This is a genomic window from Microbispora sp. GKU 823 (assembly GCF_002027145.1).
In the GTDB taxonomy this organism is placed as follows: domain Bacteria; phylum Actinomycetota; class Actinomycetes; order Streptosporangiales; family Streptosporangiaceae; genus Microbispora; species Microbispora siamensis.
Genome location: NZ_MWJN01000148.1, coordinates 1 through 16,400, shown reverse-complemented (window position 1 = coordinate 16,400; position 16,400 = coordinate 1). Strand labels below are relative to the sequence as shown.

Annotated in this window: 15 protein-coding genes and 3 pseudogenes; 6 read left to right on the top strand and 12 right to left on the bottom strand. The window is 71.2% G+C overall.

Going from position 1 to position 16,400, the window contains the following annotated elements:
- A pseudogene (gene rpsB / locus B1L11_RS41410) lies at positions 1–759 on the bottom strand (30S ribosomal protein S2); the annotation flags it as partial.
- A 371-nt stretch (positions 760–1,130) separates the two neighbouring features.
- Here rpsB and B1L11_RS41405 point away from each other — a divergent pair.
- Positions 1,131–2,543 (top strand): WGR domain-containing protein, encoded by a 1,413-nt coding sequence (locus B1L11_RS41405; protein ID WP_079320669.1) that lies wholly within the window; start codon positions 1,131–1,133, stop codon positions 2,541–2,543.
- Positions 2,544–2,700: 157 nt separating this feature from the next.
- Here B1L11_RS41405 and B1L11_RS55605 read toward each other — a convergent pair.
- Positions 2,701–3,683: pseudogene (locus B1L11_RS55605) on the bottom strand (CoA transferase).
- Between the two features lie 875 nt (positions 3,684–4,558).
- Here B1L11_RS55605 and B1L11_RS41395 point away from each other — a divergent pair.
- The 4 genes and pseudogenes from B1L11_RS41395 (at position 4,559) to B1L11_RS41380 (ending at position 9,182) form a co-directional block, all read left to right on the top strand.
- On the top strand, positions 4,559–4,912 hold the full coding sequence (locus B1L11_RS41395) for a YraN family protein (protein ID WP_079320668.1): 354 nt from the start codon (positions 4,559–4,561) through the stop codon (positions 4,910–4,912).
- Position 4,913: 1 nt separating this feature from the next.
- A pseudogene (locus B1L11_RS41390) lies at positions 4,914–6,571 on the top strand (YifB family Mg chelatase-like AAA ATPase).
- Positions 6,571–7,863 (top strand): DNA-processing protein DprA, encoded by a 1,293-nt coding sequence (gene dprA / locus B1L11_RS41385; protein ID WP_079320667.1) that lies wholly within the window; start codon positions 6,571–6,573, stop codon positions 7,861–7,863. The pseudogene B1L11_RS41390 and the gene dprA overlap by 1 nt, the downstream one beginning before the upstream one ends.
- 398 nt (positions 7,864–8,261) lie before the next feature.
- Complete coding sequence (locus tag B1L11_RS41380; RefSeq protein WP_079320666.1) at positions 8,262–9,182, top strand: tyrosine recombinase XerC; 921 nt, start codon at positions 8,262–8,264, stop codon at positions 9,180–9,182.
- Between the two features lie 204 nt (positions 9,183–9,386).
- Here the strand turns inward: B1L11_RS41380 and B1L11_RS46170 are convergent, their stop codons facing one another.
- The 10 genes from B1L11_RS46170 to rpsP form a co-directional block, all read right to left on the bottom strand.
- Complete coding sequence (locus tag B1L11_RS46170; RefSeq protein ID WP_143737920.1) at positions 9,387–9,845, bottom strand: M23 family metallopeptidase; 459 nt, start codon at positions 9,843–9,845, stop codon at positions 9,387–9,389.
- A 454-nt stretch (positions 9,846–10,299) separates the two neighbouring features.
- Positions 10,300–10,623 (bottom strand): DUF2469 domain-containing protein, encoded by a 324-nt coding sequence (locus B1L11_RS41370; protein WP_036327164.1) that lies wholly within the window; start codon positions 10,621–10,623, stop codon positions 10,300–10,302.
- Between the two features lie 54 nt (positions 10,624–10,677).
- Complete coding sequence (locus tag B1L11_RS41365; protein ID WP_079320664.1) at positions 10,678–11,403, bottom strand: ribonuclease HII; 726 nt, start codon at positions 11,401–11,403, stop codon at positions 10,678–10,680.
- A 78-nt stretch (positions 11,404–11,481) separates the two neighbouring features.
- Positions 11,482–12,189 carry a signal peptidase I gene (gene lepB / locus B1L11_RS41360; RefSeq protein WP_239109004.1) on the bottom strand — a complete coding sequence of 236 codons (708 nt, stop codon included), beginning with the start codon at positions 12,187–12,189 and terminating at the stop codon, positions 11,482–11,484.
- Between the two features lie 27 nt (positions 12,190–12,216).
- Positions 12,217–13,065 carry a signal peptidase I gene (lepB, locus tag B1L11_RS41355; RefSeq protein ID WP_079320663.1) on the bottom strand — a complete coding sequence of 283 codons (849 nt, stop codon included), beginning with the start codon at positions 13,063–13,065 and terminating at the stop codon, positions 12,217–12,219.
- 108 nt (positions 13,066–13,173) lie between these two features.
- Positions 13,174–13,539: a 50S ribosomal protein L19 gene (gene rplS / locus B1L11_RS41350; RefSeq protein WP_079320662.1), complete on the bottom strand. Its 366-nt coding sequence runs from the start codon at positions 13,537–13,539 to the stop codon at positions 13,174–13,176.
- Between the two features lie 154 nt (positions 13,540–13,693).
- Entirely contained in the window at positions 13,694–14,578 is an 885-nt protein-coding gene (gene trmD, locus B1L11_RS41345; protein ID WP_079320661.1) for a tRNA (guanosine(37)-N1)-methyltransferase TrmD, read from the bottom strand.
- 9 nt (positions 14,579–14,587) lie between these two features.
- Complete coding sequence (rimM, locus tag B1L11_RS41340; protein ID WP_079320660.1) at positions 14,588–15,106, bottom strand: ribosome maturation factor RimM; 519 nt, start codon at positions 15,104–15,106, stop codon at positions 14,588–14,590.
- Positions 15,107–15,235: 129 nt separating this feature from the next.
- Entirely contained in the window at positions 15,236–15,478 is a 243-nt protein-coding gene (locus B1L11_RS41335) for an RNA-binding protein (protein WP_079320659.1), read from the bottom strand.
- A 1-nt stretch (position 15,479) separates the two neighbouring features.
- Positions 15,480–15,935 (bottom strand): 30S ribosomal protein S16, encoded by a 456-nt coding sequence (gene rpsP / locus B1L11_RS41330; protein ID WP_079320658.1) that lies wholly within the window; start codon positions 15,933–15,935, stop codon positions 15,480–15,482.
- Between the two features lie 266 nt (positions 15,936–16,201).
- Here rpsP and B1L11_RS49125 point away from each other — a divergent pair.
- Positions 16,202–16,400: hypothetical protein (locus tag B1L11_RS49125; protein WP_218671633.1), on the top strand; the 199-nt coding region annotated here is incomplete at its 3' end.

Sequence of the window (16,400 nt, the reverse complement as noted above, 5' to 3'; positions counted from 1 at the left end):
GCTGCCCACTCGGCCAGCGGCTCGGCGGCGGCGACGCCGCGGGCTTCTCGCACCGCGGCCGGCGCCCGCACGGGTCATGAGGCCGTCGGCGACGGCGTCGGCGATCACGCGAGTGAGGAGGCTGACGGCGCGGATGGCGTCGTCGTTGCCCGGGATCGGGTAGTCGACCTCGTCCGGGTCGCAGTTGGTGTCCAGGATCGCGACGACCGGGATGCCGAGCTTCTTGGCCTCGTTGATCGCGATGTGCTCCTTCTTGGTGTCCACGACCCAGACCGCGCTCGGGACGCGGGCCATGTCACGGATACCGCCGAGGGTGCGCTCCAGCTTCTCCTTCTCGCGGCGGCGCATCAGGAGCTCCTTCTTGGTGAGCCCGGAGCCGGCCACGTTGTCGAAGTCGAGCTCCTCGAGCTCCTTCAGCCGCTGGAGCCTCTTGTGCACGGTGGAGAAGTTGGTGAGCATGCCGCCCAGCCAGCGCTGGTTCACGTACGGCATGCCGACGCGCGACGCCTGCTCGACGATCGACTCCTGCGCCTGCTTCTTCGTGCCGATGAACATGATGGTGCCGCCGTGCGCGACGGTCTCCTTCACGAAGTCGTAGGCACGGTCGATGAACGACAGCGACTTCTGCAGGTCGATGATGTAGATGCCGTTGCGCTCGGTGAAGATGAAGCGCTTCATCTTCGGGTTCCACCGGCGGGTCTGGTGGCCGAAGTGGACGCCGCTCTCCAGCAGCTGCCGCATGGTGACGACAGGGGCCATGGTGATGGTCCTCCATGGTCGTGTGCCCTCGGGCACGGTCTCGGTTGGTCACGCGGGCGTCTTGCCCGCGCCCTGACGCCCCGGGCCGCTTTCACCGGACGCGGTCCGGACCGAGAAGGCGGCTCGTGAGTGGGCGTGCGAATTCGGCCCGCCTAGCAGGCCGTCGAACAGTCTACCCGGATCCGCCCCTTCAGTTGACCCTTGCCGGATCAGCACGCCCCCGCACCGCCAACACGCCCCGACGCGTGGCCGGCGGGCGCGCACGAGCATGCACCACCGGCGAAGCCGATCATTCGCCCGCGAATTGTCGCCGCAGTCCTCTAGCCTCCCGACCAATCGATCAAGCCGGCCTTAACTGGAGAAGGCGAGACATGACCTACCTTGAGCTGTCCGAGGACGGCGGCGGAGCGCACAAGTTCTACGAGACCGTCGTCTCCGGAACGCGGGTGACCATCACGTACGGGCGCATCGGCGAGGCGGGGCAGACCAAGGTCACCGACTTCCCCACCGAGGACAAGGCGCGGGCCGCGGCGGCCAAGAAGATCAACGAGAAGCTGCGCAAGGGCTACGCCCCGGCGGTCCGGGGCGTGCGCCAGCGCAGGCCGGTCACCCGCAGGACCATCGTGAGCACCCGCTCCACCGCCCGGCAGGCGCCGGTCCTGTGGCGCTTCGACAGCGGCGCCTCCGCCTTCGGCATCTTCGTGGACGAGGAGCGCTGCTGGGTCGGCAACCAGCGCGGCGACGTGTACACGATCACCCACTCCGGCACCGTGACCGGCCGTTTCCGCCTGCCGGACGGCGTCAAGTGCATCGTGGCCGACGACTTCTGGATCTACGCGGGCTGCGACGACGGCAAGGTGTACGACCTGAGCGGCAAGGTGCCCAGGGTGGCCTACGAGATCGCCGCCGACGTCGACATCTACTGGCTGGACATCCACGACGGCGTCCTCGGCGTCTCCGACCGGGCCGGGCGGATCACCACGATCGACTACGAGGACGAGTTCCAGTGGGCACGTACGAGCCAGGGAGACTACGCCTGGATGGTGCGGTGCGACGAGGACGCGGTCTACCACGGCCACTCCGGTGGCGTGGCCCGCTACGACACCTCCGGCGGCGCCCTCGTCTGGCACACCTCCGCCGCCGACCAGGTCCTGTTCGGCTGGCAGGAGGAGGACGCCGTCTACGCCGCGACCGCTCGCCGTACCGTCCACCGTCTGGCCAAGAGCGACGGCCGGATCGAGGCCGTCTACCGGTGCGACGGTCCCGTCTACTCCTGCGCCACCTCGCCGGAGGGCCGTTACGTCTTCGCGGGCGACAGCCACTCGTCGGTGTACTGCTTCGCCGCGTCCGGAGAGCGGCTGTGGAAGCTCGGCACCGGGTGCGGATCGGCCTTCTCCATGCAGTTCCTCGACGACCGCCTCTACATCGTCACCACTGACGGGTCGTTGGCCTGCATCGACGCGAGCGAGGCCGCGATCGCCGCCGCCCGTGAGGGTTCGGTGCCCGAGCCCCTCGACGTTAAGGCCGCCGCCTCGCTTCCGGTGGTGGAGCCGTCGGTCGTGCTGGAGACCGTCAGCCACGCCGGCGACGGAGTGGTCGTGGAGTGCGTGCGCGAAGGTGAGCGGTTGCGCGTCCGCGTGACCAGCCCGGGTTACGAGGCGTGGAACGTGCAGTTCCCCAAGGACATCCGCGAGCCCGGCGCCCGCTACCTGGTCGAGGGCGTGCGCCCCGCCGGCCGGGGCGGCTTCTACCGGACCTACGGCGAGATCAGGCGGCTGCTGTAGGCGCCACGCGGCCGCGATCGTCCCGTCAGCGGCCTTCCACGCGCGCCTGCCGGGCCTCCTGAACGCCTGTCCGGACCGGCCCCGGCGGAGTGGCCGCCCCCCCCGCGGGCCGTCGATGTGCTCCGGAGGGCCGCCGTCGCCCTTCCCTCATCGAGCCTCACCCACGTGACCGTCGCCCTTCCCCCGGCGGGCCCGCACCCCAGGCGGCCGCCGCTGTTCCCCATGCCTCAGGCCGTCGACCGTCAGGAGGTTGGAGCCCACCATGCCGCGGGGTGCTCCCCCTGGCGGGGCGGCGGGCTCGTCCAATGTGGCCGGGCCCGTCGATGGCGCCGGGTGGGGTCACATAGGTGAGCGTGCCGAAAGGGCTGTCCATCGTCGCCAGCAGATCCTCCACCCGGGGCTGCCGCATCCCCGCCGTGTCGATCCTGCCGAGATCGTCGAGCCACGCCGCGGTCCTCGCCAACGACACCTCGACGTGCCAGGAGCCGCCCTCGGCCGCCCGCCGGAGCAGCGCGGCGACCGCGCCGAACGCGGCCAGGTGGCCGGTGCCGTGGTCGAGAGCCTGCGCGGGCAGGGGGCTCGGCCGCCGGCCGTCGCCGTTCTCGTGGGCGATCCCGCATGCCATCTGGACGAGGCTGTCGAACCCCCTCCTCGAGGCCCACGGTCCGCGCGTGCCGTACGCGGAGATGTCGACGCAGACGATGCCGGGCCGCAGGGCGGCGAGATCGTCCGCCCGAAGCCCCTGGCACGCAGGGCCCCGGGCCGGTAGGCCTGGATGACCACGTCGGCCTGACGGACCAACTCCCGCAGCTTGTCCGCCTCGGAACGCAGGTCGATGTGGCACGACCGCTTGCCGAACGCCGTCTCCACCACGAGCCCCGGTACCTCGGGCAGGTGCGCGGCACCCACACGCAGCACGTCCGCGCCGTACGCCGCGAGCGCCCGCGCGGCCACCGGCCCGGCGATCACGCGGGTCAGGTCGAGCACCCGCACGCCGCCGAGCGGCCGCTCCGTCCCTGCCGGGAGCCCGTCGCCGCTCGCCTGGCCGCCCCCATCGGGCAACCGGGACACGCCGACGAGAGGGAGGTCGGCCAGCGCCCGCGCTTGGGGGTGCGCGAGCCACTCGGCCCTGCTCCGCATCGCCGCCGCACAGCCGCCCTCGCGGATCACGGCCTCCTCGATTTCCACCGCCGTACGGTCGGCGCACGCCCTGCCGACGTCCTCTCTGCAGGGCGCGGCGCTGCCCGAGCCGGGCGGCAGCCCGAGAGCGCGCAGGGCGGCATCACGGTGGTGGTCGAAATTGCAGTGGAGCCGGACCCAGCCGTCCGAGGTTCGGTAGTCCCCAGACAGCGCGGCCCAGCCGTCCACGGCCTTCCCGTCGGCGCGGAAATGCCTTTCACTCTGGAAGGCCACGGCGGCGTGACGGACATCGATCGTGACGTCCGGATCGCCGTGCGCGCCGCGAGACGGTTGCCGGCCGCCGGGCCCTTCCGCGCCGTTCTCCCCGGTACGGGCGGCGTACGCCGCGACGGCGGCGGTCAGGGCGCCGGCCGAGGCCGCGGCCATCGTGCCGAGGGGGAAGACGGACGGCAGGACGGGGTCCTCGCCGGTGACCCGGACCTCGGGCAGGGCGACCCCGACGCCCGCGCCCAGTTCCCTGATCAGTTTCGCGGTCACTGCCGACTCCTCACTCCCGACTCCTCACTGCCGACTCTTCACTGCCGATTCCTGCGGCGCCCGATGCCCGGCGGCGTGCTCCGTGAGGGCAGAGCCCATCACCCGCCTCCCGGAACCGGGGCAAGTATCCATGCCGGTCGCAGTCTGCCCGCGGTCACCCTCTCGTTTCCGCTCCTGAGCCACGCTGTGGACGACGAGAGCGTTCTCACCAGGCCGACCTGCGATTTCCTCCGTCCGTCCACAGCGGCCGATTCGCGGGACGGGCTTTTCCACAGAAAGAGGTTCGGCGTCCCGGGCCGGGGGCCGCTTGGGCGATTGTCTGCGCCGGAGGTGGTCCCATGGCGGCGAAGGATCGGCTGGGCAGACAGGGTGAACAACTCGCCGTGACCTTTCTGACGGCGAAGGGCATGCACATACTCGACCGCAACTGGCGCTGCGCGGAGGGCGAGGTCGACATCGTCGCCCGCGACGGCGACGCGCTGGTGATCGTGGAGGTGAAGACCCGCTCCGGGCGCAGCCACGGCACCGCATTCGAGGCGGTGACCGGTGAGAAACTGCTGCGCCTGCGGACGCTGGCAGTCAGGTGGCTGTCCATGCACACGGAGCGTTTCGACACGATACGGGTCGACGTGATCGCGATCGAGCGGTTCGCCGGCAACTTCTCACTCAGGCACGAACGCGGGGTGGTCTGAGATGCCCGTCGCCCGGACCCACTGCGTCGGCCTTGTGGGCGTCACCGGACGCCTCGTGGAGGTCGAGGCCGATGTCGGCCCCGGCATCGCCGGAACGCACTTCATCGGGCTTCTCGACACCGCGATCAGCGAAGCCCGGGGCCGCGTGAGGTCCGCACTGATCAACAGCAGGTTCGCCTGGCCCGACGCGCGGGTCACCGTGAGCCTGTTCCCGGCCACGTTGCCCAAGCGGGGCTCGATCTTCGACCTGGCGATCGCGATCGCGGTGCTCGGTGCGGCCGGCGCCGTGCCCGCGCAGCGATCGCGGCGCCGATGTTCCTCGGCGAGCTCGGCCTCGACGGGCGGGTCCGGCCGATCAGAGGCGTGCTGCCGGCCGCGCTCGCCGCCGCGGCGGCGGGGGTGCGCACGGTCGTGGTGCCCGCGCTCAACGCCGCCGAGGCCGCTCTCGTGCCCGATCTCACAGTGGTCCCCGTCGCCACTCTCGGCGAACTGGTGGGGTGGCTGCGCTCGGGCGACCTGCACCGGCTTCCGGTGGTGGCGGACGCCGCTTCGCTCTCGCAGGACGAGGAGCACATCGGCCACGCCGACCACGTCCAGCACACCGAGCAGGCTGGCCGCGTCGAGCACGTCGGGCACGTCGGGCAGGCCGAGCACGCGTCGCATCCCACAGGACCGGAGGGCGGCGGCCGGAGCATGCCGGGGCCGGACCTGTGCGACGTGGCCGGGCAGCCGATGGGCCGCAAAGCGTTGGAGGTGTGCGCGGCCGGTGGGCACAACCTCTGGATGCTGGGCCCGCCGGGGAGCGGCAAGACCATGCTCGCCGAGCGCCTGCCGACCCTCCTGCCGCCGCTCGACCAGGAGAAGGCCCTGGAGGTGTCGGCCATCCACTCGGTGGCGGGAACGCTGCCGCCGGGGCGTCCGCTGCTCACCAGGCCGCCCTTCATGGCTCCGCATCACAGCGCCACGGTGGCGGCCGTCGTGGGCGGTGGGAGCGGAGGCGTCGTGCGGCCCGGAGCGGTGTCGCTCGCGCACCGAGGCGTGCTCTTCCTCGACGAGGCACCGGAGTTCGCGACGACCGTGCTCGACTCCCTGCGGCAACCCCTCGAGTCGGGAACGGTGACCATCGCACGGGCTGTCGGCGCGGTCACGTTCCCCGCCCGGTTCATGCTGGTCCTGGCGGCCAATCCGTGTCCGTGCGGCCTGCAGGGGACGGTCGGGCACCCCTGCAAGTGCACCCCCGCGGGCCGGCGCCGCTATCTCGACCGGCTCTCCGGACCCCTGCTGGACCGCGTCGACGTGAAGGTGAAGATCGGCCGGGCCACCCGCGCCGAGTTGCTCGCGGACCGGCACTTCGTGGAGACGAGCGCGACCGTGGCCGAGCGGGTGAGGCTGGCTCGCGAGCGGGCCTCCACACGGTTGGCCGGCACCCCCTGGCGTACCAACGCGGAGGTGTCCTCATCCGCGTTGCACCGTGACTTCCGCCTGCCCGACGCCGCGATGGCCCCGCTCCATCGCGGTCTCGACGTGGGCACGCTCAGCGCACGCGGCCTGGATCGCGTGCTTCGCGTCTCTTGGACGCTCGCGGATCTCGCGGGCAAGGACCGTCCGGGCCAGACCGAGACGTCGGCGGCCCTCGCACTGTGGCTCGGAGTGGATTGATGGAAGCGACTGAGTTCTTCACCGCAGGCGCCGCGTCGTCCGGCGAGACCATCTCGCAGGCAGCGGGCGCCTCCCCTCTGGCCGGGGACATCGCCGATGCGGCCGGGGACGCCGCCGGCGCGGCCGGTCCCGGGAGGGCGGAACGACTGGCTCGCGTGGCGATCATGCGGATGGCCGAAGCAGGCGACGCGGTCATGGGCCGGTTGATCGCCCGCTATGGTCCGGTGGGCGCGATGGAGCAGGCGAAACGCGGCGTGCTCGACCCTGGCTTCGCACGTGATGAGAAAGACCGCGCCGAGGCTTCCAGGCGCCACCTGGATCTCGGCCGGCATGCGGCCGCGTGGGCGGCCCGCTACACGGACCCGGCAGGCGACCTGGCGCAAGGCACGCAACGCGGGGCGCGGCTCGTCGTTCCGGGTGACGTCGAATGGCCCACCCAGCTCGACGACCTCGGGGACGCACGGCCGTTCGGGCTGTGGGTGGACGGACGGGCGAATCTGCGGTTCTCCTGCCTGCGCTCGGTCTCCGTCGTCGGGGCCAGGGCCGCGACCGCGTACGGCACGACCGTGGCGGCCGAGTTCGCCATGAGTCTCGGCGGGCGCGGGTGGACGGTGATCAGCGGTGGAGCCTACGGGATCGACGGGGCCGCCCACCGGGGCGCGCTGGCTTCCGGAACGCCGACGGTCGTCGTGCTCGCCTGTGGGACGGACGTCTGTTATCCCAGCGCGCACGAGGACCTGTTCCGTGCCGTGCGGCAGCAGGGCGTGGTGATCAGTGAGTGGCCGCCGGGCGCACACCCCACCCGGCTGCGGTTCCTGATCCGCAACCGGGTGATCGCCGCCCTGTCCCGGGGAACCGTTGTCGTGCAGGCGGCCGCGCGCAGCGGTGCGCTCAACACGGCCACTCACGCCTGGGGCCTGAACCGGCAGCTGATGGCCGTGCCCGGTCCCATCACCACCGAGGTCTCCACGGGCTGCCATGTCCTGATCCGTCAGGGCAAGGCCGTCTGCGTTACTTCGGCGGAGGAGATCATCGAGTTGGTGGGCTCCATCGGTGACGACCTGGCACCGGAGCAACGCGGGCCCGTGCGGCCTCGCGACGGGCTGAACGACGAGACCAGACGTGTGCTCGAAGCGATCCCCGCACGCGGTGCGACGGGGCCCGCCGCGATCGCCGTCGCCGCCGGTGTGGACATCGGGACAGCCCTCGCCTGCCTCGGCGCCCTGGCCGCCGCGGGGTTCGTCGAGAACGTGGATCGAGGGTGGCGGCTCCGCCCCGCCGCGCGCGAGTGAACGCGGGGCACGCGTCATTGCATTGCCGTTGGCTGAGGCGACGCCGAGGCGGCCTCCCTGGCCCGGGCGCCACCACCGCGCCCGCCACCCCGTCGCGGGTGCCACCCTGCGCCGGTGCCACCCTGCGCCGGTGCGGCCGGCGTCCCGGAATGAGAGCGGTGGATAGCATGCGGATCGTGGGCCGTGTCTCCTTCCCCCTCCCCCTTTCGGGCTCGCCGGGACGGGTGCGCTCAGCGCGCATCGGACGCCGTCAAGGGGCAGTGACAGGGCGCGATGGGGCACAACCGGTCCGCGTCGTCGTGTGACCGCGACTACGGAGGTCACGGGCTGCGGCTCGCCCGCGGGGCGGTGCGGGTCGCACCCGCATCGAGCCGGAAGCGAGGGGAAAGGACGACGTCGTGGCAGCGGACGAAGGACAGGGACTCGGGGACTTCGACGCCGTACTGGAGCAGTTCGAGCGGCATCTGCGTCTCGAACGGGACCTGTCACCGCACACGCTGAGGGCGTATCTCGGGGACGTCTCCTCGCTGTTCGCGCATATGAGGGCCGCCGGACACGACGACGTGTCCGCTCTTGACGTCACCATCCTGCGCGACTGGCTGGGGGACCAGCATCAGGCCGGACGATCGAGGGCGACGCTGGCCCGCCGTTCCGCCTGCGCCCGGGTCTTCACCGCCTTCTGTCACCGGCGGGGATGGCTGGCGAGTGACCCCGGGTTGCTCCTCGGCACGGCGAAGGCCGAACGCCGGCTGCCGAAGGTACTCGACCAGACCGAGGCCGAGGCCGTCCTGTCCACACAGGGGCCGGGCGACGCCAGGGACCTGCGTGACCGGGCGATGCTGGAGCTGCTGTATGCCACCGGCATGCGGGTGAGCGAGTTGTGCGGCCTCGACGTGGACGACGTGGACCGGGACCGCCGGACGGTCCGCGTGCTGGGCAAGGGGCGCAAGGAGCGGACTGTTCCCTTCGGGCTGCCCGCCCTGCACGCCCTGGACGCGTGGTGTGTGCAGGGCAGGCCTCTGTGGATTCGCGAGGGAAGCGGCCCCGCGCTCTTCCTCGGCGTCCGAGGAGGCCGGATCGACCAGGGCACCGTCCGGCGTGTCGTGCACGCCCGTCTGGCGCAGGTCGAGGGAACCCCCGACATGGGCCCGCACGGGCTGCGCCATACCGCCGCCACTCATCTGCTCGAAGGCGGGGCCGACCTGCGATCCGTGCAGGAGATGCTCGGGCACGCTTCCCTGGCCACCACACAGATCTACACGCATGTGTCCATCGAGCGGCTGCGGGCCGCCTACCGCCAGGCCCATCCCCGCGCCTGAGCACGGCGCCAAAACATCAAGCACCGACTTGAGCACTCCGCCCATACACCAAGCACCGCGCAGCAGCACCGCACCCAAACACCACGCACCGCGCTTGAGGAGCGCTCTTGAGGACTGTGCTTTTAGGGCCGTGCTTGAGGACTGCGGACGCGCACGTCAGCCGACGCCCAACCAGCGGCCCGGCCGTCATGAGCCTCTCGGTCGTCATGACGCCTGGCGGGCCCCGCTGACGGGCCAGCGGGGCAGGAGGCGGACCTGCCCCCGGCCGAACAGGAGGAGCGGGTCCAGGTAGAGACGTCCGCGCAAGAGCCCCCAGTGCAGGCAGGAGGCGGTGCAGTGACCGGCGGCGTCCTCCTCGACGACGCCGATGACCTGACCGGCCGAGACGACGTCACCGGGCCGGACCAGGGCACGGACCGGCAGGTACGTGGTGCGCAGACCATCGGGGTGCGAGATCGTCACGACCCCCCGGCCTGCGACCCGCTCCGCCAGGCCGACAAGTCCCGGTCCTGCGGCCAGGACCTTCTCTCCGGGCCGCGCGGCCAGGTCGACGCCCCGGTGACCGGCCAGCCACCGCTGTGGGGGCGGATCGAAGCGCCTTGTCGGGCGTGCGGGCCCGGCAAGCGGCCACCGCCAGCCGGATGCCTTCCCATGCGGCCCCATTGGGCCCCGCGCGACCGGCGCAGGCGCAACCGGCCCCACTGGCTCAATAGACCCAACCGGCCCCAACGGCTGCGCGGGCCCACGAGAGCGCGCCGCCGCCGGCACGGCGTCCTCAGTCCGGTTAGGCTCGGCCGGCGATCCGCCTGCCGGCGCGATGGACCAGGCCGGCCCGACCGTCCTGGCACCCGCAGGCCGGGGCGCCCGCACCGGCGATGCGTCCGCGGACCGGGACGCCAAGCCCCTCACAGCCCCCGGTTCCCTCGCCGTCGTGGCCACGTACGGCTCGACGGAACCTGTGGCGGCAACGGGCCGGACGGCACCGGATGGCCGGGTGAGGGCAGCGGTCAGCAGGACCAGTACGAGCACGTACGCGACGAGACGCATGCCACGACGATGCGCCCCGAAGGCTCGCGCCGAGCGGCCGAACGCCGTTCTGGGGACAGCCGGCGCACGATCAGCTCGAGAAGCCCTCCTTGGGCATCTCGAGGTCGGGCTTGGCCAGTTCCTCGATGTTGACGTCCTTGAAGGTCACGACCCGCACGTTCTTCACGAAGCGGGCCGGGCGATACATGTCCCAGACCCAGGCGTCCTGCATCTTCACGTCGAAGAAGACATCGCCGTTCTCGGCGGTGCGGACGTCGAGATCGACGGAATTGGTGAGATAGAAGCGCCGCTCGGTCTCGACCACGTAGGTGAACAGGCCGACCACGTCGCGGTACTCCCGGTAGAGCTGCAGCTCCATCTCGGTCTCATACTTTTCGAGATCCTCCGCGCTCATCCCGGTCCTCCTCTTCCGCTCCCCGTCGAGATCCCACTGTCGAGGCCGACCCGTTCAGACGACACCGGTCCCAACCTCATTCTCGCGCATGTCCCCATCCTGCCCCGTCCACAGGCCCCCGGCCGGGATCCTTGCCCCACGAGTCACCCTGGCCACCGTCACGAACGAGAACCGATGGTGGGGGCTCGGCCCGTGCCGGGCCAGGGCCCGCCGATGGCCGGGGGTCACGTAGCCCTTGTGCAGGGCGAAGCCGTACTGCGGGTAGGCCTCGTCGAGGCCGTGCATCAGCCGGTCCCTCGTCACCTTCGCCACGATCGAGGCCGCCGCCACGCACGCGGCGACCTGGTCGCCCTTCCACACGGCCAGCGACGGCGCGGGCAGCCCGGCCACCGGGAAGCCGTCCACGAGGACATAACCGGGAACGAGCCCCAGCCCGGCGACGGCCCGCCGCATCCCCGCGACGTTGCACTTGTGCAGGCCGCGCGAGTCGATCTCCTCGGGAGGGATCACGACCACGCTCACGGCCCGGGCGGTCGCCGTGATCCGCTCGTAGAGGCGCTCGCGCACGGCCTCGGTCAGGAGCTTGGAATCGCTCAGCCCGTCGATGTCCCGCCCCAGCACCACCGCGGCGACGACCAGCGGCCCGGCACAGGCGCCGCGACCGGCCTCGTCCACCCCGGCGACCGGCGTGAACCCCCGCCGGGCCAGGGCCCGCTCGTAGCCGTAGAGTCCGGAGTCCCGTCGTACGACACTCGGGCGCGGGCGATAGGCAGTTGTCATGACGACAAGCAGATTACGCCCCATTCGGGACCGGCGATACGGCCGGAACCACCGCCGACGGCAAAGCCGCAGGTGAGATCAGCGTACGGCGGAGAAAGTGCCGGGCCGGGAGAGGAACGAGATCCGGTTCAGCGGCCAGTAGCGCAGGAACGCCCGCCCGATGACGTCGTCCTCGGAGATCGTGCCCAGGTGCCCGTCTTCGATGTTGTAGCGCGAGTCCGCCGAGTCGTTCCGGTGGTCGCCCATCAGCCACAACCGCCCCTGCGGGACCTTGACGTCGAACTCGACGCTGGAGGGCTTGGCCCCCGGGTAGAGGTACTTGCCCTCCTCGTCCAGCGGCGTGCCGTTCACCGTGATGCGGCGCTTGGCGTCGCAGCACTTCACGTGGTCGCCGCCGACGCCGATCACCCGCTTGATCGTGTCCTCGCCGTCCCAGCCCTTGAAGACCACGATGTCGCCGCGCTCCACCGGCCCGAGCTTGTACGCCAGCTTGTTGACCACGACGTAGTCGTCGACCAGCAGCGTGTTCTGCATCGACTCGGACGGGATGTAGAACGACTGCAGCAGGAAGGTGTGGACCAGCAGGGCGACGACGACCCCGCCGAGCGAGTACATGAGGATCTCCAGCAGGCCGGAGCCCTTCTTCTTCGCGGGCCGGTCCTGCTTCCCGTCGCCGGCCGGCTCGTCCTCACCCGCGGCCGGCGGTTCCGCCGGTTCCCGCGGAACGCCGTCCGCGGACCCGACCGGCCCGGCGGCGCCTAAGCGACTCTCGTCGGACTCCCCCACGGCTGCCTCCTCCGGCTCTGTCACGTCCTATCGTCGCCTCACCAGTCGCCGGCGCAGGGCCACCAGCGGCACGGCCCCCGCGAAGCCCGCGACGAACGGCGCGGCCCCGAGGGCGGCCTGGAGCGCCGGCTGCGCGAACGTCTCCGGAATCGGCAGGATCTTGGCCCGGTTGAACGGCCAGACGATGACGAACGCGCGGCCGATCACCTTGTCGGCGGGAATGGTGCCGCCGCCCGGGTCACCCATGTGCAGGCGGGAGTCCCAGGACACCGAACGGTGGTCGCCCATCACCCACAGGCGGTCCGGCGGGACGGTGACCTCGAAATCGCGACCGGACGGCTCGTCGCCGGGATACAGGTACGACTTCTCGTTCAGCGGTACGCCGTTCACCGTGACCCGGCCCTGCTCGTCGCAGCACTTGACCTTGTCGCCCGGCACGCCGATGACCCGCTTGATGTAGTCCTTCTCCCCCGGCACGACCCCGAACGCGGTGCCGAGCCAGCGCAGCCCGGCCGCGATGGGGTTGGACGGCTCCTCGAGCTTCACCTCGGGATCCCAGGAGTCCACGCCGGAGAACACGACGATGTCGCCGCGCTCGATGTCGCGTACGTGGTAGACCAGCTTGTTCACCAGCACCCGGTCGTTGATGAGAAGCGTGTTCTCCATCGACTCGGACGGGATGTAGAACGCCTGGACCACGAAAGACTTGATCAGCAGAGCCAGGGCGAGGGCGACCACGATCAGGACGGGCAACTCGCGCCAGAACGAGCCTTTCTTCTTCCCGTCCTCGGCGTTCTGCTTGACGTCTTCGGCGACCACGTCCACCCCGTCCTCGGCTGGGCGGCGCGTGCCCGGCCCCTGTCCCTCGCTAGCCATCGGTGCTGAGCCTAGATGATGTCCACGGCGGCGAGCGCCGGGGACACCGCATCACCGGCAAAAAGAAAGTGGCCCGCGCCTGAGGCACGGACCACGATCTTCAAAGCCTTACTTGCCGGCCGGCTGCGCCTCGCGCTTCTCGCGGATGCGGGCGGCCTTTCCGCGCAGGTCGCGCATGTAGTACAGCTTGGCCCGGCGGACGTCGCCGCGGGTCACCACGTTGATCTTCTCGATCACGGGGCTGTGAACCGGGAAGGTGCGCTCGACGCCGACGCCGTAGCTGACCTTGCGGACCGTGAACGTCTCACGGATGCCACCGCCCTGGCGGCGCAGGACGAAGCCCTTGAACACCTGGATGCGGGACCGGTTGCCCTCGACGACGCGGACGTGGACCTCCAGCGTGTCACCCGGGCGGAAGGCCGGTACGTCGCTGCGAAGGGCAGCCTTCTCGATCTCTCGAATCTGCGTGTGCATGGCGGCGGTTCCTCATTGACATGAGCACACGGAGGTCCACCCGGCCGGCCCGAAGGCGCGGCGACGAGGGGGACACGCGTGCTTGGCTTGATACGTCTTGTCTGCCACGTCCAGGCCGGGGACACCCGGCCATGCCGAAGTAGGCAGCAGCGATTCAGTCTGCCATATCTTCCGGCGCTGCGCGAAACGCGGTGCGAGACGCGGCGGTGGAACGGCACTCTTCGGGACGTTCCTCGGACCGTTCCTCGCGGCACTCCTGACGGCGCTCCCCGAACTCCTCGATGACGCGCCGGTCGTGCTTGTCGAGACCGTCCCGGTCGAGCCGGGCGACCAGTTCGGGCCTCCTGGCCAGCGTACGGCGCAGCGCCTCGTCGCGCCGCCAGCGGGCGATCCTGCCGTGATGGCCCGACAGCAGGACCTCCGGCACCTCGTGTCCCCGCCACACGGGCGGCTTGGTGTAGACGGGGCCTTCCAGCAGGTTGGCCATGGCCCCGGGCGCGAAGGAGTCGTCGGCGACGGAGCGCGCGTTGCCGAGAACCCCCGGCAGCAGCCTCCCCACGGCCTCGACCATCACCAGGACGGCCGCCTCTCCCCCGGCTAAGACGTAGTCGCCGATGCTCACCTCGTCGGCGCGCAGCCGCTCGCCGTACTCGGCGACGACGCGGGAGTCGATGCCCTCGTACCGCGCCGGAGCGAACAGCAGCCACGGCTCCTCGGCGTACTCCAGCGCCACTTCCTGGGTGAACGGCCGGCCGCTCGGCGTGGGGACGATCAGCCGGGGCAGCGCGTCCTCCCCGGAGGCGGCGCGCCCGTCCTCGATCACCGCGTCGACGGCCTCGCCCCAGACCTCCGGCTTCATCACCATGCCGGGGCCCCCGCCGTACGGCGTGTCGTCCACGGTCTTGTGGACGTCGTGCGTCCAGTCGCGGAGCTGGTGGAGGTGGATGTCGAGGATGCCGCGCTCGCGGGCCTTGCCCATGAGAGAGACGTCGAGCGGGGCGAAGTACTCGGGGAAGATCGAGATGATGTCGACGCGCATCTGCGGCCCCTACTCCGCCTCTGGGGCGTCGAGCAGTCCAGGCGGGGCGTCGACGACGAGGATCCCCTTGCCGAGGTCGATCTCGGGCACGAGCGCCTTGACGAACGGGACGTACGCCTCGTCGCGGGAGGGACGGGCCACCACGAGCAGGTCCTGTCCGTGGTGGAGGACGTCGCTGACCTCGCCGACCGTCTCCCCCTCGGTGGTGACCACCGTCAGGCCGATCAGTTCGTGGTCGTGGAACTCGTCGGGGTCGTCGATCGGCGGCAGGTCCGCCGAGTCCACGACGAGCAGCGTGCCGCGCAGCGCCTCCGCGGCGTCCCTGCCCTCCACGCCGGCCAGGGTCAGCAGCAGGATCCCCTTGTGCCACCGGGCCCGTTCCACCGTCAGCGGACCGGCAGACGCCGGGTCGGTGGCCAGCGTCGCACCCGGAGCGAAGCGCAGATCGGGCTCGTCGGTGCGCACCTCGACCGTGACCTCGCCCCGCACACCGTGCGGGCGGCCGATCCTGCCCACGACTAGCTGCACTTGTCGCCTACCTCCGCTACCGCTTCGAAAGCCTCAACGCTTCAACGCGAGCCGCCAGGAAGAGACCCGTCGGAGCCGAAAACACGCCGGGGGACCCCGGTGCGGGGTCCCCCGGACACGTCGTTCGGCTCAGCGCGCCTCTTCCAGGTCGACCAGGTCGATCCGCACGTACTTACCGTTCGACAACGCGTTGACGACGGTGCGCAACGCCTTCGCCGTACGGCCGCCGCGGCCGATGACCTTGCCGAGGTCGTCGGGGTGCACCCGGACCTCGAGAACACGCCCGGTGCGGATGCGCCGTGCGCGGACCCGGACGTCGTCCGGATGCTCGACGATGCCCTTGACCAGGTGCTCGAGGGCCTCCTCGAGCACCTCAGGCCTCGCCTTCCGGCTTCTCCTCCGCGGCCGGGGCCTCGGCGGTCTCTTCGGCCTTCACGGTCTTCTTGGCCTTCTTCGGCGTGGTGGCGGCGGCGCCGGTGTCACCCGACAGCGACTCCTTGGCCGCGGCCTCGTACGCCGCGTGCCGGTCGGGCTTGGGCTCCGCGACCTGGAGCGGCGTGGCGGGGGCGGGCTCGCCCTTGAACTTCTGCCAGTCGCCGGTCAGCTTGAAGATCTTCAGGACCGGGTCGGTCGGCTGCGCGCCGACGCCCAGCCAGTACTGCACCCGCTCGGAGTTCACCTCGATGCGCGAGGGGTTCTCCTTCGGGTGGTACAGGCCGATCTCCTCGATGGCACGGCCGTCCCGCTTGCTCCGGGCGTCGGCGACGACGATGCGGTACTGCGGGTTGCGGATCATGCCGAGCCGCTTGAGCTTGATCTTGACTGCCACGGGTGTGGTCTCTCCTGCATTAGAGCGTGGGTGAGCGGTGTCTCATCGAGTGGGGCACGACGGGAGCCCGCCCGAGGGACAGGCGCGACAGGCGGGGGTGAGAGGGCACCCGCCTGGTCACGATGTTCCAGCCTGACATTCTGCCAGATGATTCCCCATGCTCCGCAAAGGACGGTTCCGCCGCCGCCCTGATTTCGGCACGGATGCTCCCATGACCCCGGAACGGGCGTGCGAACTGATCGCGCGGGTAGGCCGTCCAACCTGTTATGCGAGTTGCGAACAAGACCCTCACGGCCGGAGCGGCGGCCCTCGCCCTGCTGGCCGCAGGCTGCGGCACGAGCGCCACGACCTCCGCGGCCGCCGCTCCCCCGGCCAGGACCGACGACCCCGCGCACGACGACCCCAGCACACGGCGACGGCCCCGCCCCGCCGCGGACACGGGGACCGGGCCACCGCCGCGGGCGC

Bases quoted from the DNA above. Each gene is read 5' to 3' on its own strand.
- B1L11_RS41405 (WP_079320669.1), top strand. From the start codon at position 1,131: ATGACCTACCTTGAGCTGTCCGAGGACGGCGGCGGAGCGCACAAGTTC.
- B1L11_RS41395 (WP_079320668.1), top strand. From the start codon at position 4,559: ATGGCGGCGAAGGATCGGCTGGGCAGACAGGGTGAACAACTCGCCGTG.
- dprA (WP_079320667.1), top strand. From the start codon at position 6,571: ATGGAAGCGACTGAGTTCTTCACCGCAGGCGCCGCGTCGTCCGGCGAG.
- B1L11_RS46170 (WP_143737920.1), bottom strand. From the start codon at position 9,845: ATGGGGCCGCATGGGAAGGCATCCGGCTGGCGGTGGCCGCTTGCCGGG.
- B1L11_RS41370 (WP_036327164.1), bottom strand. From the start codon at position 10,623: ATGAGCGCGGAGGATCTCGAAAAGTATGAGACCGAGATGGAGCTGCAG.
- B1L11_RS41365 (WP_079320664.1), bottom strand. From the start codon at position 11,403: ATGACAACTGCCTATCGCCCGCGCCCGAGTGTCGTACGACGGGACTCC.
- lepB (WP_079320663.1), bottom strand. From the start codon at position 13,065: ATGGCTAGCGAGGGACAGGGGCCGGGCACGCGCCGCCCAGCCGAGGAC.
- rplS (WP_079320662.1), bottom strand. From the start codon at position 13,539: ATGCACACGCAGATTCGAGAGATCGAGAAGGCTGCCCTTCGCAGCGAC.
- trmD (WP_079320661.1), bottom strand. From the start codon at position 14,578: ATGCGCGTCGACATCATCTCGATCTTCCCCGAGTACTTCGCCCCGCTC.